Here is an 18,959-nt window from a genome sequence, read left to right as displayed (position 1 = left end):
GGTTTCACCATTCGTGGAATAGTTGTTGCAATGCGCGGCTCCCGGGGTGAGAGCCGCGCATTCGTTTTATCAGGCTGATAGCGATGCGCGTACCTGTTTGGCTGTGTGGACCATTGCAGTCAGGGCATGGCGAACCTCTTCCCATCCTCGTGTTTTGAGGCCGCAGTCTGGATTGACCCAGAGCTGCTGCGGAGTGAGGACTTCGAGCGCCTTGCGTAGCAGGTCTTCCATCTCTTTGCCAGAAGGAATACGTGGGGAATGAATGTCGTACACGCCGGGTCCGATCTCGTTGGGATAACGGACACGATGGAATGCATCCAGCAGTTCCATGCGCGAACGCGAACATTCGATGGAGATGACATCGGCATCCATACGAACAATTGCATCCATGATGTCGTTGAACTCCGAGTAGCACATGTGGGTATGGATTTGGGTTTCGTCTCTTACGACGGAGGTCGCAAGACGGAAGCAGTCGACGCTCCACGCGAGATAGACTGGCCAATCGGCACGGCGCAAGGGAAGCCCTTCACGGATTGCTGGCTCGTCGATCTGGATGACTTTGATTCCGGCTGCTTCCAGATCCTGAACTTCGTCACGAATGGCGAGCGCAATCTGTTGACAGGTTTGCGCCCTCGGTTGATCGTCGCGCACGAATGACCACTGCAGGATGGTAACGGGGCCAGTGAGCATTCCTTTCACCAAAGATGATGTGAGTGACTGTGCGTAGGTCGACCATTGCACGGTCATTGCCTGAGGGCGGAAGACGTCGCCAAAGATCACGGGAGGTTTGACGCAGCGGGAACCGTAGCTTTGCACCCAGCCGTTGGAGGTAAAGACGAATCCTTCCAATTGTTCGCCAAAGTACTCCACCATATCGTTGCGCTCGAATTCACCGTGAACGAGCACATCGAGGCCAGCGCTTTCCTGAAAGCGGATGCAGCGCTCGGTTTCTTGACGGAGGAAGTTTTCGTAAGCTGCTGCATCGAGTTTGCCAGCGCGAGAGGCTGCACGAGCTTTGCGGACTTCTGTGGTCTGAGGGAATGAGCCTATTGTGGTGGTAGGGAGAAAGGGAAGTGCGAGGGCTTTTTCCTGAGTTTTGCGGCGAGCGGGGTAAAGGCCGTGCCGCTGTAGCATCGGTGAGTCGATAGCGTCGAGGCGTTGTTGCACTTCCTCGCGGTGAATTCGCGGAGAAGAGCGCCGGGAGGTCAGAATCTTCGCATTTGTCTGAAGTTCTGCCGCGATCTTGTCTTTGCCGCCGATGCTGCGTGCCAGCAATACAACTTCGTCGAGTTTTTGTTTGGCGAATGCCATCCAGGAGCGAATCTCGGGATCGAGGCTGTGCTCGAGATCGAGATCGACAGGGGAGTGGAGAAGAGAGCACGAGGGAGCGATCTGGATTTTGTCGGCTCCGAAGTGGGCAACGGCGGATTCAATCTGTGTGACGGCGTGATCGAGATCAGTGCGCCAGACATTGCGTCCATCGATGAGTCCAAGCGAGAGATGAGGGCCGTTAATCTCCTTTGAAGTCAAAGCCTCGAGTTGTTGTGGTGCACGGACCAGATCGAGATGCAGGCCTTCTGTGCCAAGGCTTAAGGCAAGATCGAGGTTTTCGGCGAGATCGCCAAAATAAGTTGTGAGCATCAGCTTGGGCGATACAACTCCCCGCAGGATTGCATAGGCCTTTTGGTAGAACAACCGCGCTTCGTCGTTCAGATCGAGGCAGAGGCAGGGTTCGTCGATCTGGACCCACTCGGCACCAGCGGCTTGGAGTTGTGAGAGCAGCGTGGAGTAGAGCGGGAGAATAGCTTCGAGTACGCTCGTGCGAGTGACGTTATTGTCCGTCGGTTTGCCCAAGAGAACGAAGGAGACGGGGCCAAGCAGAACTGGTCTTGTCTCGATACCGAGCGACTTGGCTTCGAGATAGTCGTCGACAACTTTAGCCGAAAGCAGAGCATACTTCATTCCTGGTTCGAACTCAGGGACGACGTAGTGGTAATTCGTGTCGAACCATTTGGTCATCTCCATTGCAGGAGCGTTGGCAGAGCCACGAGCCATGGCAAAGTAAGTCGCGAGAGGTACGGGACCGCCCTGGTGAGCGTACCGCTTTGGAATTGCTCCCAGAGTGGCTACCATGTCGAGGACGTGATCGTAGAGAGAAAAGTCGTTGGAAGGAGGCGTGGTAATTCCTGCTGCGTGTTGTAACTTCCAGTGTTCAGTGCGCAGTTGACGCGCAACGCTAAGCAGGGATGCTTCGTCTTGCTTGCCGCTCCAGAAGCCTTCGAGAGCAAACTTCAGCTCGCGGTGCGCTCCCATGCGCGGGAATCCGAGATTACCAGTCTTTGGAAATGCCATTTCTTTCTCCTTAATTACGGCCTAAGGAGAAGAGAAAGGTGACGATGGGACTACACAGATCTATGCGCCATTGCCATCTCTCCCTCCCCTCGGAGGCGGACGAGTAATACCTTCACGGCAGGTCTTCGGACTTTGCAGGCTACCTACTTGCTTCAGCTTCCCAGTTTTGAACCAGTGCTTTTTGAAGCTTTCGTTCCTGCTTACCGCTGCGGGGCAGTTCCGGATTCTTACCGGATTCCCTTTTAAGCCGATACTGAGATCGGCACCGCGAAGGCTAATGATGATTGTGGTTAGGTAGGACTTTGCCTACTTAGAAATCCTCGTGAAAGGCGACCTCCCCTGCGACTGCGACCTGATAGGCCGAGACGCGCCGTTCAAAAAAGTTTGTCAGCTCCTGCACGTCTTGCAGTTCCATGAACGCGAAGGGATTCTTCGACCCGAAGATCGGCTGCATTCCCAATCGTACAACACGTGAATCGGCGACATATTCCAGGTACTGCTGCATCTCGCGAACGGAAAGCCCAGCGACTCCGCCGGAGAGAAGGTCTGCAGCGAACTGCAGCTCGCAGTCGACGGCTTCTTTCATCATCTCGACGATCTGTTGCTGGAGTTCCTCGTCGAAGAGCCCGGGTTCTTCAGCGCGGACGACGTTGACAACTTCGAAAGCGAATTCAAGATGGCAACTCTCGTCGCGGAAGACCCAGTTGGTTCCGGCTGCTAATCCATTGAGCAGGCCACGGGAACGAAGGAAGTAGACATAAGCAAAGGCGGCGAAGAAGAAAAGACCCTCAATGCATCCGGCAAAGCAAACCAGGTTCAAGAGGAACTGCTTGCGCTCCTGTGGCGTGCGCAGCTCGTCCAGCTTCTGGATCGAATCCATCCAACGCATGCAGAACTGCGCCTTCTTGGTGATGGAAGGGATGTTCTCGACTGCAGCAAAGGCTGCGGCACGCGCTTCGTGATCGGGAACGTAGTTGTCCAACAAGGTGAGATAGAACTGCACATGCACGGCCTCTTCAAAGAGCTGGCGGGAGAGGTAGAGCCGGGCTTCCGGCGAGTTGATGTGCTTGTAGAGATTCAGGACGAGATTGTTGGAGACGATCGAATCGCCGGTTGCGAAAAAAGCGACGAGGCGCTGGATCAGGTGAGTCTCCGCAGGAGTCAGGCGCGAGCGAAGGTCGACAAGATCAGTTGAGAAGTCGACCTCTTCGACGGTCCAGGTATTGCGGATTCCATCCTTGAACATCTCAAAGAAGACGGGATAACGCATGGGCCGAAGCGTGAGGGAGAGGCCGGGATCGAGGATGGCATGGGGCGTGGCGGTGGACATAATGGATCTCCGTTACTGGCAGGCTTCGCAGGTTTCAGGATTATCGAGCGAGCAGGTAACGCTCGCAGAGGCATTCATGGTAGGCACAACTTGTTCACGCGCGGCGGCAGAGACCGTTGTCTTGGCGATTCTGGTTGCAGGTCGCGAGCGCAGGTAATAGGTGGTCTTGATTCCGCGCTTCCACGCGTACATATACATCGAGCTGAGTCTGCCGATGTTGGGGGATTCAGCGAAGAGATTTAACGATTGGCTTTGATCGATAAATGCTCCGCGATCGGCAGCCATATCGATGAGGGAGCGCATAGGAATCTCCCAGACAGTCCGATAGGTGGAACGTACCTCTTCAGGAATCTCCTTAACTCCCTGGATGGAACCTTCCGCCAGTTTGATCTGCGTCCTCATGGCTTCGGACCACAGGCCGAGCTGTTTCAGCTCCTGGACGAGATAGCGATTGATCTGCATGAATTCCCCGGAGAGGGTCTCGCGCTTGAAGAGGTTGGAGACCTGGGGCTCAATGCATTCGTAGCAACCCACGATGGAGGCGATCGTTGCAGTAGGAGCAATCGCGATCATCAGCGAATTACGCAGACCGACGCGGAGGATGCGCTCGCGCAACTGTTTCCAACGCTCGGAGTCTTCGGGTGTGACTCCCCAAAGATCGAATTGCAGCTCGCCCTTTGCCGCGCGAGATTCTGAAAATGCTGTATGAGGTCCGTTCTGCTCCGCCAGTTCGCAGGAGACGGTGAGAGCGTGGAAGTAGATCTCCTCCTGGATCTTTGCAGAGAGCGTTCGCGCCTCGGGCGAGTCGAAGGGAAGACGAAGCTGGAAGAAGACGTCCTGGAGGCCCATAAGGCCGAGGCCAACAGGTCGCCAGCGACTATTTGCAGAGGCGGCCTGTGGAACAGGGTAGAAGTTGATGTCGATGACACGATCGAGCATCGGAACTGCCTGACGCACGGTGGCGGCCAGCTTTTCGAAGTCGAAGGCACCATCGGTGAGGTGACGAGCAAGATTGATCGAGCCAAGATTGCAGACGGCAGTTTCTGCGGACGAAGTCACCTCGGTGATCTCGGTGCACAGATTGGAGAGGTGTACGACGTTTTCTGGTCGTCCGGTCTGATTGCACTTTATGTTGCTGGCGTCCTTAAAGACCATCCATCCGTTACCGGTTTCAGCGAGGGTACGCATCATGCGGGCGTAGAGATCGCGTGCTTTGACCTGCCGGATATATTTCTTCTGTTGTTCAGCTTCTTCATAGGCACGATCAAAGTCGTCTCCAAAGAGATCGGGCAGATGCGGTACATCTTTCGGGTCGAAGAGAGACCATGTCTCATCCTGATCGACACGGCGCATGAAGAGATCGGGAATCCAGTTGGCCAGGTTCAGGTTGTAGGTTCTGCGTGCCTGATCGCCAGTATTGTCGCGCATCTCCAGGAAGGATTCGACGTCGGCATGCCACGGTTCCAGGTAGACGCAGCAGGCTCCTTTGCGCTTGCCTCCCTGATTGACTGCAGCAACAGACGCGTCCAGAGTGCGCAGCCAGGGAACGATGCCGTTGGAGAGGCCATTGGTTGCGCGGATCAAGGAGCCTTCTGAGCGAACGCGATGAAATGCGAGTCCGATGCCCCCAGAGAACTTCGACAGCATGGCGATCTGTTTGTAAGCGTCATAGATGGATTCCAGAGAGTCTTTGGGGGAATCGAGAAGATAGCACGACGACATCTGCGAGTGCTTGGTCCCGCTGTTGAACAATGTTGGGGAACTCGGCAGATAGTCATGCGATGCCATGAGACGGTAAAACTCTACCGCCTCGTGAACGCGTGTGGAGAGTCCAGCGGAGACACGCATAAAGAAGTACTGCGGTGTCTCAATGACCTGTCGGCTGATGGGATGTCGAAGCAGATAGCGATCGTAGACCGTCCGCAGGCCGAAGTATTCAAAGCGGTCGGAGAAGCGATCGTCGATGGCGCTGTTGAGCTTGCGAGCATTGGCGGCTATGAACTCGGCAGTGTCTTTGGAGACGACGCCTTCGCGATGGCCAGTCTCGATGGATTGTGAGAATGAATAGATGTTCTGGCCGGCAACTTCTTTTTCGATTGTGGCCAGTAGCAGGCGTGCTGCTAGTCGGGAATACTCAGGCTCTTCAGCGATGAGAGCCGCCGCGGTCTGGATAGAGATGGCGTCCAACTCGCGAGTGCTCGCTCCATCGAAGAGTCCGCCGATGGTTTTGCTGGCAACCCGGATGGGGTCAACGTGAGACAGTCCATGGCAGCAACGCTCTACAGCACGGACAATCTTGTTGACATTGACGGGCTCAAGCGCACCGTTGCGTTTGCGCACCTGCATTTGGGGAACGACATCGGCAGGTGGGAAATGGGGATCGACTTCGGTCAGGGTCGCTTGTGCCGCCATGGGGAGTCTCCTTTTCCCCGAGCGGATGAAGCGGAGACGTCTGCTGAAAGCAAGCGCAACCACCGCACCTTCCCCTCGGAGGTGTGTGAAATCGCTTCAAGGCAGGTCTTCGGACTCTGCAGGCTACCTACTTGCTCCGGCTTCCCAGCTTTTCAGCCAGTGCCATGGTGGAGCTTTCGTTCCTGCTTACCGCTGCGGGGCAGCTCCGGATTTTCACCGGATTCCCTTTTCAGCCCTGACCGAGCAGGTCAGGACACCGTGAAGTTCACTCACTATAACAAGGGTAATGTTTCAGGTCAATGACTATATGTTGTGGATATGTTGCGATTCTTTCCTGATGAAAACAAGCGGCTTGGCCCAGTTTGGACACGCAAACTATTTCTTAAATCCAGCAAATGTTTTTCATCGATGAATGGTGCCCGGAGGGGGACTTGAACCCCCACAACCCTTTCAGGTCCGCGGATTTTAAGTCCGCTGCGTCTGCCGATTTCGCCATCCGGGCGTATAGGAAGGAGTAGCCTCTCCCATGCTAATTCAGGGAGAGCCGAGTACGAAGCTTCTCGGCGAGAGGCTCGCCGGATTCTGTCCACAGCAGGCGGCCTGAGATTCCAGAGTTTTTCTCGACAGATAAGGTGAAGGCGAGCAGCATTTCAACATTTTGCTGGATATGTTTCTTTGCCTCTTCATCCAGATCGACTCCGGTTTCCTCATCCATGACCCATGGGGTGTCCAGGCCGAAGTCAACGCGGATATGGCCGTTCTGTTCATAGGCTCCGCGGTCGAACTCCGGGCCAAAGCCGATAACCTTTACCGTTGAGGGGTGGGGGCGCCAGAGGACATCGAGGGCTGCTTCCGCCAGTGGAGCAGGATTACTTTCCGGCATCCAGAGATTCCACTTCATCTCGAACTCATAAGCCATATCTTCATGGAACTGTTCGGTGGCTTCTTTGACAGCATTTTCGATGATGGAGCTTTCTGTGGACTCAGCGCGATCGTCGTTGACGTAGATGCGTTGGTAGATCGGCGATTCAGTGAAATCGATGGGGTAGACCGAGGCTGCCGACACCCGTTTTTCGCCACTGACGAGCGTAAATTGCCGGAGGACAGAGATTAGAGCTACCGGAAGGGCTTCAAAGCGAAAATTCGGAAACCAGAGGCTGAGATAAAGCTGGTCGGCCATATCCCTAGTGTACAGGTGGGGAAGGAAGAAAAGAGCTGGAGGCGCTTTCTCCATATAGAGATGAGAAGATAAACAGACGGTCCAGATCATGAATGTTTCAGTGGAAAGGCTGCGGAGATGGTTACTTGCGGGGGCAGGCCTCCTGGTTCTGGTCGTTGCAGGTTTTCTCACGTACGGACACTATCGTGCTCGCCGCATCCTTACAGAACTCCCGCGGAAACTCGGTGCGGATATTCAGCAGGAAGCGAACTCCTTTACCTGGTCACAGACCGTTAAGGGAAGAACGATATTTACCGTCCATGCTGCGAAGGCGATCCAACGCAAAGACGGCAAATATACGTTGCGCGATGTCGCGGTGTCGGTCTACGGAAATGGTGAGGACCAGAAGAACCGCGTGGATCGTATCTATGGCAAGGAGTTTGAACTAGATCAAGCCGCAGGAGTCGTGCGGGCGATGGGGGAGGTCCATCTTGATTTGCAGGCTCCCGCACAGACGATGAATAGCGCAGGAAAAGAAGCGAAAGCGGATCGAGCAAATGAGCCGGAGCCAGCCGATTCACAGCTTTTACATGTAAAGACCAGCGGCCTGGTTTATTTGCAAAAACTGGGTGTTGCTGCGACCGATCAACAGATTGATTTTGAGTACAACGGCCTGACTGGACAGGCAGATGGGGCTGATTACAACGCGGATACCGGTATGCTCGTGCTGCACTCCGACGTGAAGGTTAGCGGCTTAGAAAAAGGAGAACCTGCTCTGCTTACGGCTGCTCATGCCGAACTCGACCGTACGAATCGTAAAGTACTGCTTACTCAGGCAAAGTATGTAACGGTGAACGGTGAAAAGGATGGAATCGGCGCACGGCAGACCATCGCAGCACGAAAGGCCATCGCATTTCTACGCACAGACGGCTCGGTGGAGCATCTGACAGGCGAAGATGGTGTAACCGTGACGGATGGTGATGGTTCACAAATGGTGGCTCCGCGTGGCGAGGCCGTGTTGAGTGAAGCGAATAAACCCCAGTCCATCCGGATGTGGGGTGGGGTCCGTTATACCTCCAAAGATGAACAACGGCAGGCGGATGGAGAAGCCGCAGAGATGAGACTGGCATTTAATAAGCAAGGAGAGGCTATGAAGGCCGTTCTGGTGGGAGCAGTCCACTTGAACGAAAAGCTTTCTCCGGGTCTCCCGAAGTCCATCGCAAGTGAGCGGAACCTTGCAGCCGACACAGTCGAAGTAGCTTTGGCGAATGATGGTCATGGAAAGACATGGATGCAGAGTGCCAAAGCCAGTGGAGGCGCGCGGCTGAAAGTGGTGGATTCAGTAAAGGCTGGCTCGGGTCAGCGAGCCAATGCTCTTGCCGGCGATGTACTGACAGCGCAGTTCATCCTGCAGGCTGGGCGATCGAGACTCGATGAAGTGACAGGGAATGGAAATACAAGGCTCGAACAAAAAAGTGAAGATGGTACCGTGCAGACGAGTTCTGGCGATGCGCTTCATGTGACTTTCCGTCATTCTCCTGGGGCATCGTCGGGAGCACCCGTCGGCATCGGGAACGAGATTGCGACTGCGGTTCAGCAGGGACATGTGATTACCACGCGTACTACGCCAGCTAAACCGGGACAGACCGGAATTCAGACTGATAAAGCTACAGCGGAAAAGGCTGTCTATGACGGTAAGAGTCAGCACCTGACGCTGAGCGGTTCTGTCCAAATGCAAAGCACTGACGGTGTCTTATGGGCAAACCAGGTTGTCGTGGACCAGAAGACAGGCAATGCTGCTGCGGATGGAGCAATCAAAGGAAGCTATCGGCAAGGAGAAAAAGGGGAAGCTCTGCATGTTCTGGCGGTCCGTGCCGATGTTGATAAGGCCAGCGATAAGGTCATCTTTTATGGAAAGGCAGGAAGTGCTGCCAGAATTTGGCAGGGAGGCTCACAGATCGAGGCTCCCGTTCTTGAATTGGAGCGGAAGCAGGGAAGATTGACTGCGCACGATCATGGAGCGCCTATGGCGGTTCATACCGTTCTGGTGAGTGTTGGTTCCTCGGAGGTACCTAGTCAGAATGGTGCATCGGCAGCAGGAATCGGTACAAAGTTACGAGAACCTGCCGTGGTCCGAATCGGCAGCCGGGAGATGGTGTACTCCTCGGAGGACCACACAGCCCAATTTACGGGTGGGGTCAAGGTGGAGAGCGCTGACGGTGTCATGCAGGGTCGACAGGCGACGGCATATATGCAATCGACGCCCGGGAAGAAGAACGCATCGGCGGTCAACCCGGATCTCTTCGGGGGAGCGGTAGAACGCGTTGTTGTCAACGGTTCAATCGAGATTACACAGATGGGGAGGCGCGCCACAGGAGACCAGCTGACTTATACGGGTTCCGATGGCGTCTTTGTTCTGACAGGAACCGACGTGCAGCCACCCAAGGTGATGGATGCAACGCGAGGTACCGTTACGGGAAAAGAACTTCGCTTCCGTCAGCAGGATGAGAGCGTTGTGATTTCTAATGGAGAGACGAGCGGTACAGGGCCCAGGGTTCGCACGGAGACGCGAGTGAAGAGAGAACGATGAGGACGCTATCGACGGAAGAGATTGGTAAGTCGTATGGCGGCCGCCAGGTAGTAAGAGGGGTAAGCCTGAAGATTGAGCAGGGCGAGGTCGTCGGTCTGCTTGGGCCAAACGGCGCGGGCAAAACGACCAGTTTCTATATGATTGTCGGTCTGGTCAGGCCGGATGCTGGTCGGGTACTCGCCGATGGTGACGATATTACGCGGCTTCCGATGTATCTACGGGCTCGTAATTATGGGATCAGCTATTTGCCCCAGGAACCCTCGGTCTTCCGTAAGCTCTCGGTGGAAGACAACATTCTGGCTGTACTTGAAACCCAGCAGCTCAGCTGGGAGGCGAGAAGAACCCGTACCGAAAAGCTGATTGAGCAGTTAAATCTTGCCCATGTTCGCAAGACGCATGGTTACGCCTTGAGTGGTGGCGAGAGAAGACGAGTGGAGATCGCTCGCTGCCTGGCAATCAATCCGGCGTTCATTTTATTGGACGAACCTTTTTCCGGGATCGACCCGATCGCTGTGATCGATTTGCAGCAGATTATCTTCGACCTCAAACGGGCAGGAATCGGGGTCTTGATTACGGATCACAATGTGCGCGAAACCCTGTCTGTGACCGATCGCGCGTATATCATTAATGAAGGAAAGATATTCCGTGCGGGCACTCCTGGAGATCTGGGGCGAGATCCAGAAGTCCGTAAGATTTACCTGGGAGAGAAGTTTTCGATGGATTAGAGCTATTACAACTTCTGTTGTAAAACAGTGCTCACAGCGACACAGTTCTGGATGGAACAGGTCGCGATAAACTCGAGGCAGATTAAGTTTAAAACAAATCGTTGGATACTCGGCAGATGTGCTTCAGTTGAAATGTATTAGGCCATGCCGGGGGATTCGCCTATGATCGTGCAGTAAATTCTGAGGGACCTGAAACGTGCTCCTGCAGCCAAAGCTCAATTTGAAAGTCTCCCAACGCCAGGTGCTTACACCTGGCCTGGTGCAGATGGTCAGTGTGCTTGCCTTGAATAAATTAGAGCTCAAGGAGATGATTAACGCAGAAATTGTTGAAAATCCAGTACTTGAAGAGATTGAGGACCATTCGATCAGTCTTGAAGAGAGATCTGGAATGGAAGGTGATCTCGAGCGTTCAGCGGAAGAAGCCGTTGCCCAGGGGGAGAAAGAAAAGGATCCATTCGAAGAGATTGACTTCGGGAATTACTTTCAGGAGTATCTCGATCCGGGCTTCCGGACGGCTTCCAACTTCGAAGAATACGATAAGCCTTCCTTCGAGAACTTTCTGTCGCAGCCAAGTACTTTGAGCGATCACCTCCTTTGGCAGTTGGGATCCCTCACCCTGGAGCCGGAAGTTCGGGCGGCAGCTGAACTGATCATTGGCAACCTGAACGAAAACGGATACTTGACTGCAACGGAAGAAGAACTGCTCGCTCTGCTTCTGGAAGCAAAGCGCAGCCCACTTCCATCGCCGATTCCCTTCGAGACTGGGGCAAAGCGTCGGGAGCCTCAAGCAGACGCCATTGTGGAAGAGACCGAGGAGGAAGCGCCGACAGTACAAATGGCTGCTTCAGCAGATCTATCGGAACGCGAATTGTTTTCTGCGGCGGTAACCCGGGCGCGAGCGATTATCCATCGTCTGGATCCAGTGGGTGTGGGAGCGTGCGACCTGCGGGAGTGTCTGCTGATTCAGATAGGAGCCCAGCGAGAAGAGGCAGCCTTGGTCCTGCGACGTCAGCAGGAGGCGGCTGCCGCAGGGGATGGCCACTCTTCAGTAACCGATCGAGAAGACCTCTTCACGATCGCCGCACATATCGTTGAAAACTGTCTTCCGCTTCTCCAGAAGAAGGATATGCGCGAGCTGACGCGTAGTTGTGGCCGTTCGCCTGAGGAGACACAGGCAGCAGTTGACCTGATCCGTTCGCTCGATCCTCGTCCAGGACAACGTTACAACCATACAGAGACGCGCCTGATTGAACCGGATGTGGCATTCGTCAAACGAGAAGACCAATACGTCGTGATGGTCAATGAAGAGGATATGCCGGCTCTTCGACTCAATCATAGCTATCGACGCATGCTTCAGGAAAAGCAGACCGAAAAAGAGGTTAAGGAGTATGTGAAGGAACGCTACAAGTCGGCAATTCAACTGTTGCGTAATATCGAACAGCGAAAGAACACGATTGTGCGAACCTGCGAGGTCATCGTGCGTCGGCAGACAGAATTTCTGGAACATGGGGTGGACGCGCTGAAGCCGATGATGATCAAGGAGGTAGCCGAAGAGATCGGCGTCCATCCTTCCACGGTCAGCCGCGCGGTGGCGAATAAGTATGTGCATACCCCACAGGGGGTCTATGAACTTCGATTCTTCTTTTCCGAAGGCGTCAATGGTCCCGAGGGTGGAGACCTTCCCTTGATTCTACTTAAGCGAAAGGTCAAGAAGCTGATTGAGGAAGAAGATCCGCGTAAGCCGCTCACCGATGATCAGCTGGCAGCGGAGTTGCAGCGGCAGGGAATTCAAGTGACACGAAGAACCGTTGCGAAATATCGGGAAGATATGCAAATTCCGAGTACTCATCAGCGCCGGATTCGTTGAACGAGCGTAATATGTCCACACGAGGTACCGTGATGAACGTTGATTACACCGGCAGGCAGACGACGATCACCAAAAAACTCAAGGCACAAACGGAAGCGGGGCTGGATCGAATCTCCAGGATTATTGGGGATGCGGGCAGCGTTCACGTGATTCTGACCACAGAAAAATATCGTCGCATTGCAGAGTTAACTGTCCAGACGAGGAACCTAAAACTGGTGGCAGCCTGTGAGTCCACCGATCTGGAAATGGCCCTTCGCGATGCTTTAGCGGCCCTTGAAAAGCAGGCGATTCGCTATAAGAAGAAGAAAACAACGATCAAACGGCATGCTAAAGAAGGTGTAAGAGAGGTGGCTCTTGCTGAGCCCACGAATGGTTCAGGGGCACTCAAGGTACAGCGGATTGAAAAGTCGATGATTTCCAAAAATGGCTCAGCTCGGAAGGCTGTTCCGATGCTGGTTCACTCTTTTCCATCAGAGTCTCCTTTGGAAGAGCCTCATCTTGTTCGTTCAAAAGATGGGATTGCACTTCGTCCGATGTCCTTGGAGGAAGCTGTCAAGGAAGCAGCTTTTCGCGATCGCGAAGTCTTTGTCTTCCGTGACCACGATGGCCAAGCCATGGTGCTCCATCGAAAACGCGATGGAAAGATGGAGTTGATTGAAGTTCCGTAGCAATGTTATTTGAATATCGATCCGGTATGGCCGCAGCATTGGAGATGCTGCGGCCATAAATTTCTTATTGAGCCTACGGCGTTTTGATGGCCGAAAGAGATGAAATTGCGCCTCGATACATTTGAAGCGCGATTATAAAGTAACTGCGTTAGACGATGCTCGCTTTGCACCAACCCTCGATCTCCTACGAACAAACTGGAATCTTCAAAACCAGAATTTAAACCTCTTTAATCGTCGCGATTTGTTTTTGCGGTTAGGGATTGACAATCTTTGATTGCAATGTGTAGATTGTCGACCATCTAACAATTTAGAAAATGATCGAGGGCTCAAATGCGTCGATTTGAACTTGCTCCAACCCTGTTTCTCCTATTGCTGATCAGTGGTGTCTGTGTTGCGCAATCCACCGGCGCAATCGTCGGTACTGTTAAGGATTCCTCAGGCGGCGTTGTTGTGGGGGCGCGTGTGACCGTCACCAATATGTCCACGGCAGAACATCGTAGTGTCGTGACTGATTCTTCGGGCAACTACACACTGACAACCCTGCCAATTGGCACGTACGAAATAGCCGTAGAGAAGAGTGGCTATAAGAAATCGTCCCGCTCGCCGATCACTCTGAATGTAGACCAAACCGCGCGCGTGGATTCGATGCTATCAGCCGGCGACGTGAATGAGACGGTAACCGTAACCGGGGCGACACCCCTGATTGATACCGAACGTGCTGATGTAGGGCAGGTAATTGACAACCAGACCATCACGGAATTGCCGCTGGATGGCCGTAATTTCATCCAACTGGGTACGCTTGTGCCAGGTGCGACGGAAGGCGCCCCGGGCAACACCACCATCGTGCAACGCCAAGAGGGGCAGGCGCTAAGCGTAAATGGCATGCGAGCTGAGGACAACAACTATATGCTCGATGGACTCGATAATAATGATTTGAATCTTGGCCTTGCCGTACTCATTCCCTCGGTCGATGCGATCCAGGAATTCAAGGTGCAAACGGCGAACTACTCGGCGGAGTTTGGCCGGGCGTCCGGCGCTGTAGTGCAGGTGGCTACAAAGTCGGGTTCAAACCAGTCCCATGGAACCGTATACGAATTCCTGCGCAACCAGATTTTTGATGCAGCAGCGCCTTTCTCTACCGGGGTCAACCCGCTGAAACGAAATCAATTTGGTTTTTCTCTGGGCGGCCCCGTCACCATTCCGAAGCTATACAGCGGCAAAGATCGCACGTTCTTTTTCTACGGCGCGGAGTGGCTGCGTCTGCGTCAGGGCCAAACCAATCTGTACACCATTCCGACACTGGCGCAGCGGTCCGGGCAGTTCGCAAGCGCGATTTACGATCCGTTCAATGTAGTTGGCGGACAGCGACAGCAGTTTGCAGGCAATCGGATTCCGGCGAGTCGTCAGAATCCGATTGCCGTGAACATTTTGAACAATTATTTCCCAAAGCCGACCAACGACACCTCGACATCAAACTACATTGTGACCCAGGTTTCGCCAACGAATTCGGACAAACAGACGCTGCGTATCGATCAATCGATCAGCGATCGCGACAAGTTGTTCCTGCGGCTTTCCTATAACAACAGCGTGGCCTACTCGCCGGCGCTGCCATACAACGGCAACAGTCTTATCAACCATCCACGCGGAATCGTGCTTGGTTACACGCGCATCTTCTCGTCGAAGATCGTCAATGATATTCGAATCGGCGCGCAGCGTTATCGCTTCGACTATCTGCCGGATTCACTCGGTATCGATTACCCGTCAAAGTTAGGTCTCCCCACCTACGGCGCAACAGCGGATCGGTTGCAATTTCCATCGTTGACGATCAGTAACATCTCAACTCTGAGTGGGCAGGCGACACTTCCACTCAATCGAGCAGAAAATACCTTCCAGTACATCGACACATTGAACTGGAATCTGGGGCGGCATTCGCTGTTACTTGGCGGCGATCTTCGTGTCTATCAGTTCAATAATGTGCAGCCGCAAACGCTCTCCGGTGCATACTCCTTCACGGGCGCTTTTACCGGAAAGACGGGATCGTCCTATTCCAACGGTATTGCCGATTTTCTTCTTGGTTTACCGGCTTCGGAATCGATCCTCAATGGCACGGGATACGTCGGCCAATACGTTCGCAACAAACGTGTCGAGTTGTTTCTGCAAGACGATTTTCACGTGCTGCCTCGTTTAACGCTGAATCTCGGCATTCGCTGGGAGCGTGATGGTGCATGGAGAGATATTTATGATCGCTGGGCATACTTCGATGCGAATACTGGTCAGCTCGTCTACCCGCGAACTGCCAAGATTCCATTTACGACATTCCCCTACCCGTACCGCTTTGAAGACATACGCGACATCAAGCATCCGCAGAGCGGGGTGTCTCCACGTATCGGATTCGCATTCCGCCCGTTCGATACCAGCGACACGGTAATTCGCGGAGCGTATGGCCTCTTTCTGGGCCAGTCGATTGCGAACCCCGTACAAAATGCCGCCACCGCACCACCTTTCTTCCTGCGACAGACTTCGACAAGCGGCAGTACTACGCCTGAACTGCAATTCGGTGTTTTTCCGACGGTAAGTTCCAATTCACTGTTGCCTACGAATCCCTCGTTTATCACGCTGGATCCGCGCAACTATCGCAACGGCTACATTCAGCAGTGGAACCTCGGCTTTGCGAAGCAATTCTTCAAGGACTATTCATTGAAGGTCCTGTATGTGGGCAGCAAGGGCACGCATATTAATCGTCGTTCGGAGACGAATCCCGCTCCGCCTGCTACGGGCACCATTCAGGCGCGACGAAGATTCCCGATGTATGGCGCGATCTTGATGTCGACCGCAGATGCATGGACCAACTACAACTCACTGCAGGTCACGGCAGAAAAGAATATGAGCCATGGTCTGCGCTATTTGGCGGCCTACACGTATTCTAAGTCACTGGATACGGCCTCCGAGTGGGGCGGACTGAGCAACGAGAACAGCATTGCACAAAACCCATATGACCAGCGCGCGGAATATGGTCTCTCATCAACGGACATGCGACATCGCTTCACGCTGTCGGCTGTCTATCAGTTGAAAGACTTCGGTCTCCATGGGTGGGAACGTAACTTATTTGGTCGATGGCAAATCGCATCGCTCGTAACGTGGCACACGGGTTTTCCGTTCACGATTACTGCATCGGGTGACATCGCAAACATTGGGCAGTACACCAATAGCGAACGCGCCAATCAGGTAGGAAATTCTTCAGTACCGAACCGCTCCGCGAAGCTGTGGTTCAACCCCAATGCTTTTGCGAATCCAGCGGCTTACACTTTTGGCAATGTCGGGCGCAATACGATGGAAGGACCGGGAGTAACAAAGGTAGATTTCTCCCTCATGAAGTTCTTTCCGGTTTATAACGAACAGAAGTTTCAGTTTCGTGCTGAGTACTTCAACGTGTTGAATCACCCGATCTATGGAATGCCGAATCACTCTGTGGGTGCAACAACGTTTGGAACCATCACATCAGCACCGTTGATCGGCTCGCGCATCGGGCAACTTGCACTCAAGTACATCTTCTAACTGCTGGCTGTGGCCGCGGAGGAATCGATAATGGTTGACCGACGTTCATTCTTGGCAGGCTTAGGGACTTGTACGCTTTATCCGACAAGCGCTTCGGCGACCATAGCGCAACGGTTTAGAGAACATCCAACAAGTGATTCAAGACTCGTAAGAGTCGTTGATACATTGCCGTCGGAAGGTAGAAACAATGCCTACGCAACATCACCCAATGCACTGGTTCCGCCGCCGCTTCTCAAGTTACCACTAGGTTCAATCCGGCCAGAAGGCTGGTTGAATCGACAGTTGGAGTTGATGTTGGATGGAATCACTGGACGTCTGCCCGAGTACGGCACCTTTGTTAAGCCAGACAACGCTTGGCTATACCCAGATTCGCAGGTGGGTTACTGGGAAGAGGTTCCCTACTGGTTTCGCGGGTTCTATCCACTTGCCGTACTGACACAAGATCATAGATGCCTGACAATAACGAAGCAGTATATCGAAGCCATACTTGCGAGCGCTCAGGAGGACGGTTTTTTCGGCCCTCGAAAGTTGAAGACAGTAAAAGGTAAGGACGGCAGGGTAGTTTGCGACCTGGGCCCGCACTTCCTGATCATCCCTGCGCTCATACAGCACGCTGAATATACTGGAGACTCTCGTATCCTGCCGTTGCTGTTTAACTTCTTCCACTTCTGTCAAAGCGTCCCGGAAGATGCCTTCATCCCATCCAGCAAAGTCCTCTACCGAGGTTGGGGCGGAGGCGACTTTGGAAGCATTGCGCCATTCTTTCAGCAGGAGCGAGGCGGTGATGCGCTTCCACTTATCTTCTGGGTGTATGAACGCAAGCCGGAGTCCTGGCTACTTGATCTGGCGCATCGGGTCTATCGCCATCTTCGTCTTCCGTGGGATGAGTGGCTCAATCATCATGGGGTGATGTTTAGCCAACGCTTTGCCGCTCCCGGTTACTACTATCCACTCTCGCATGATATCGGTGATCTGCAATCGTCTGAAGATTGGTACACACAAACAAAAGCAACCTGGGGACAGATGCCACGGGGGGCCATGGCGATGGACGAACGGTTGCGCCCTCGATGTGTTGATCCCAGGCAGGCGTTTGAAGCGTGTGCGATGGTCGAATTTGCACGAAGTTTTCAGCAATTGGGTCGTATCTCGGGAGATACAATCTGGGCGGATCGGTGCGAAGACGTTCTGTTCAACCACTTCACTGCAGCTCTAACACAGAACATGAAAGCCGTTGCTTATCTCACTGCACCCAATATGGCGCAACGAGATGGTACAGCGGGGCATCTATTCCGCAATGAATTAATCGGTAACACGTCCTATATCGGGTACACGCCACTGAATCGATGCTGTGGCCATAACACCGGTATGGGATGGCCAACATTCACCGAGAGCCTATGGTTGGCATCGGCAGATGACGGCCTCGTCGCCTGGTGTTACTCCCCTAACAGCGTGACGGCAAAGGTGGGCCCACATACGGAGATGGTCAGCTTCCGCATGAAGACGGACTACCCATTCTCAGGCGAGATCATTCTTGAATGTATCGCGGGGGCGAATTCTCCATTCCCTTTGTACCTCAGGGTCCCCAGATGGGCGAGTTCTGCTACCGCTCGTCTGAATAGCACAGAAGAGATTATCGAAGAAGCAAAAGGTAAATACCTTTGCATAAAGCGCGCGTGGACAAAGGGCGAAGTGTTGACAATCAACTTCGGTATGAGTATCCATCTGACGCGTTGGCCTCGAAATGGCAGCGTAACCGTCGATCGCGGCCCACTTAGCTACTCACTGAGAATTAAAGAAAATTGGAGACAGCATCCCGATCTAGGCGATCCTAAACACTACAAAGGGACAGTTGAGTGGCCGAATTGGGAAGTGCTTCCAGAGAGTCCGTGGAACTATGCTCTAGCAATTTCGAACGATGCGATTGGATCTCAATTCGAAATCGTAATGCAGGATGAGAATCTGTTAGAGCCTTGGAGTCCTGAAACCGCGCCACTCGTTATACGTTGCCGTGCCAAGCGCCTGCACGTTTGGGGTCAACAGAACCGTACAGTTACCGAACTACAGCCTAGCCCTGTAGCTGTTGACGCACCTGTGGAAACGATTGAGTTAATCCCCCTTGGTTGTGCGCGTCTCCGGATTTCGTGTTTTCCCGTAGCTGGAGATGGTCCTGGAGCGTGGAAGTGGAGATCACTTCCAGAAACAGTGGAGCTGAGCTCCCAGCCAACGAACGTCTTCGACAGTGGTACAGCTCTTGCCACATTCCATGATTGGTAGCACATTCACTGATTCTGGTCAGCGACG

General features: G+C 53.6%; 10 protein-coding genes, 1 tRNA gene and 2 riboswitches. Of the genes, 6 read left to right on the top strand and 5 right to left on the bottom strand.

Annotation, left to right across the window (positions count from 1 at the left end; genetic code table 11):
• Positions 1-69: 69 nt before the first annotated feature.
• The 5 genes from metE to H7846_RS12020 all read right to left on the bottom strand — a co-directional run bounded on the left by metE (position 70) and on the right by H7846_RS12020 (position 7,274).
• A complete protein-coding gene (gene metE / locus H7846_RS12040) occupies positions 70-2,352 on the bottom strand; it encodes a 5-methyltetrahydropteroyltriglutamate--homocysteine S-methyltransferase (RefSeq protein WP_186692376.1) in 2,283 nt (760 codons plus the stop codon).
• A 99-nt stretch (positions 2,353-2,451) separates the two neighbouring features.
• Positions 2,452-2,637, bottom strand: a riboswitch (cobalamin riboswitch).
• Positions 2,638-2,662: 25 nt separating this feature from the next.
• Positions 2,663-3,682, bottom strand: a complete 1,020-nt coding sequence (locus H7846_RS12035; RefSeq protein ID WP_186692375.1) for a ribonucleotide-diphosphate reductase subunit beta — start codon at positions 3,680-3,682, stop codon at positions 2,663-2,665.
• 12 nt (positions 3,683-3,694) lie between these two features.
• A complete protein-coding gene (locus tag H7846_RS12030; RefSeq protein WP_222597497.1) occupies positions 3,695-6,094 on the bottom strand; it encodes a ribonucleoside-diphosphate reductase subunit alpha in 2,400 nt (799 codons plus the stop codon).
• Between the two features lie 83 nt (positions 6,095-6,177).
• A riboswitch (cobalamin riboswitch) is annotated at positions 6,178-6,370 on the bottom strand.
• 137 nt (positions 6,371-6,507) lie between these two features.
• Positions 6,508-6,596, bottom strand: a tRNA-Leu gene (locus tag H7846_RS12025).
• A gap of 27 nt (positions 6,597-6,623) precedes the next feature.
• Entirely contained in the window at positions 6,624-7,274 is a 651-nt protein-coding gene (locus H7846_RS12020; protein WP_186692374.1) for a hypothetical protein, read from the bottom strand.
• Positions 7,275-7,362: 88 nt separating this feature from the next.
• On the opposite strand from H7846_RS12020, the gene H7846_RS12015 reads away from it, so the two are divergent.
• The 6 genes from H7846_RS12015 to H7846_RS11990 all read left to right on the top strand — a co-directional run bounded on the left by H7846_RS12015 (position 7,363) and on the right by H7846_RS11990 (position 18,932).
• Positions 7,363-9,843 (top strand): LptA/OstA family protein, encoded by a 2,481-nt coding sequence (locus tag H7846_RS12015; protein ID WP_186692373.1) that lies wholly within the window; start codon positions 7,363-7,365, stop codon positions 9,841-9,843.
• Positions 9,840-10,568 (top strand): LPS export ABC transporter ATP-binding protein, encoded by a 729-nt coding sequence (gene lptB, locus H7846_RS12010; RefSeq protein ID WP_186692372.1) that lies wholly within the window; start codon positions 9,840-9,842, stop codon positions 10,566-10,568. The genes H7846_RS12015 and lptB overlap by 4 nt, the downstream gene beginning before the upstream one ends.
• A 196-nt stretch (positions 10,569-10,764) precedes the next feature.
• Complete coding sequence (gene rpoN / locus H7846_RS12005) at positions 10,765-12,435, top strand: RNA polymerase factor sigma-54 (RefSeq protein ID WP_186692371.1); 1,671 nt, start codon at positions 10,765-10,767, stop codon at positions 12,433-12,435.
• Between the two features lie 11 nt (positions 12,436-12,446).
• Positions 12,447-13,103 carry a ribosome hibernation-promoting factor, HPF/YfiA family gene (gene hpf / locus H7846_RS12000; RefSeq protein WP_186692370.1) on the top strand — a complete coding sequence of 219 codons (657 nt, stop codon included), beginning with the start codon at positions 12,447-12,449 and terminating at the stop codon, positions 13,101-13,103.
• Positions 13,104-13,433: 330 nt separating this feature from the next.
• Positions 13,434-16,658, top strand: coding sequence for a TonB-dependent receptor (locus H7846_RS11995; protein WP_186692369.1), 3,225 nt, complete (start codon positions 13,434-13,436; stop codon positions 16,656-16,658).
• A gap of 270 nt (positions 16,659-16,928) precedes the next feature.
• Positions 16,929-18,932: a beta-L-arabinofuranosidase domain-containing protein gene (locus H7846_RS11990; RefSeq protein WP_186692367.1), complete on the top strand. Its 2,004-nt coding sequence runs from the start codon at positions 16,929-16,931 to the stop codon at positions 18,930-18,932.
• Positions 18,933-18,959 lie beyond the last annotated feature (27 nt).

Source organism: Edaphobacter sp. 4G125 (assembly GCF_014274685.1).
In the GTDB taxonomy this organism is placed as follows: domain Bacteria; phylum Acidobacteriota; class Terriglobia; order Terriglobales; family Acidobacteriaceae; genus Edaphobacter.
This window is presented reverse-complemented; position numbering and strand designations above follow the sequence as displayed.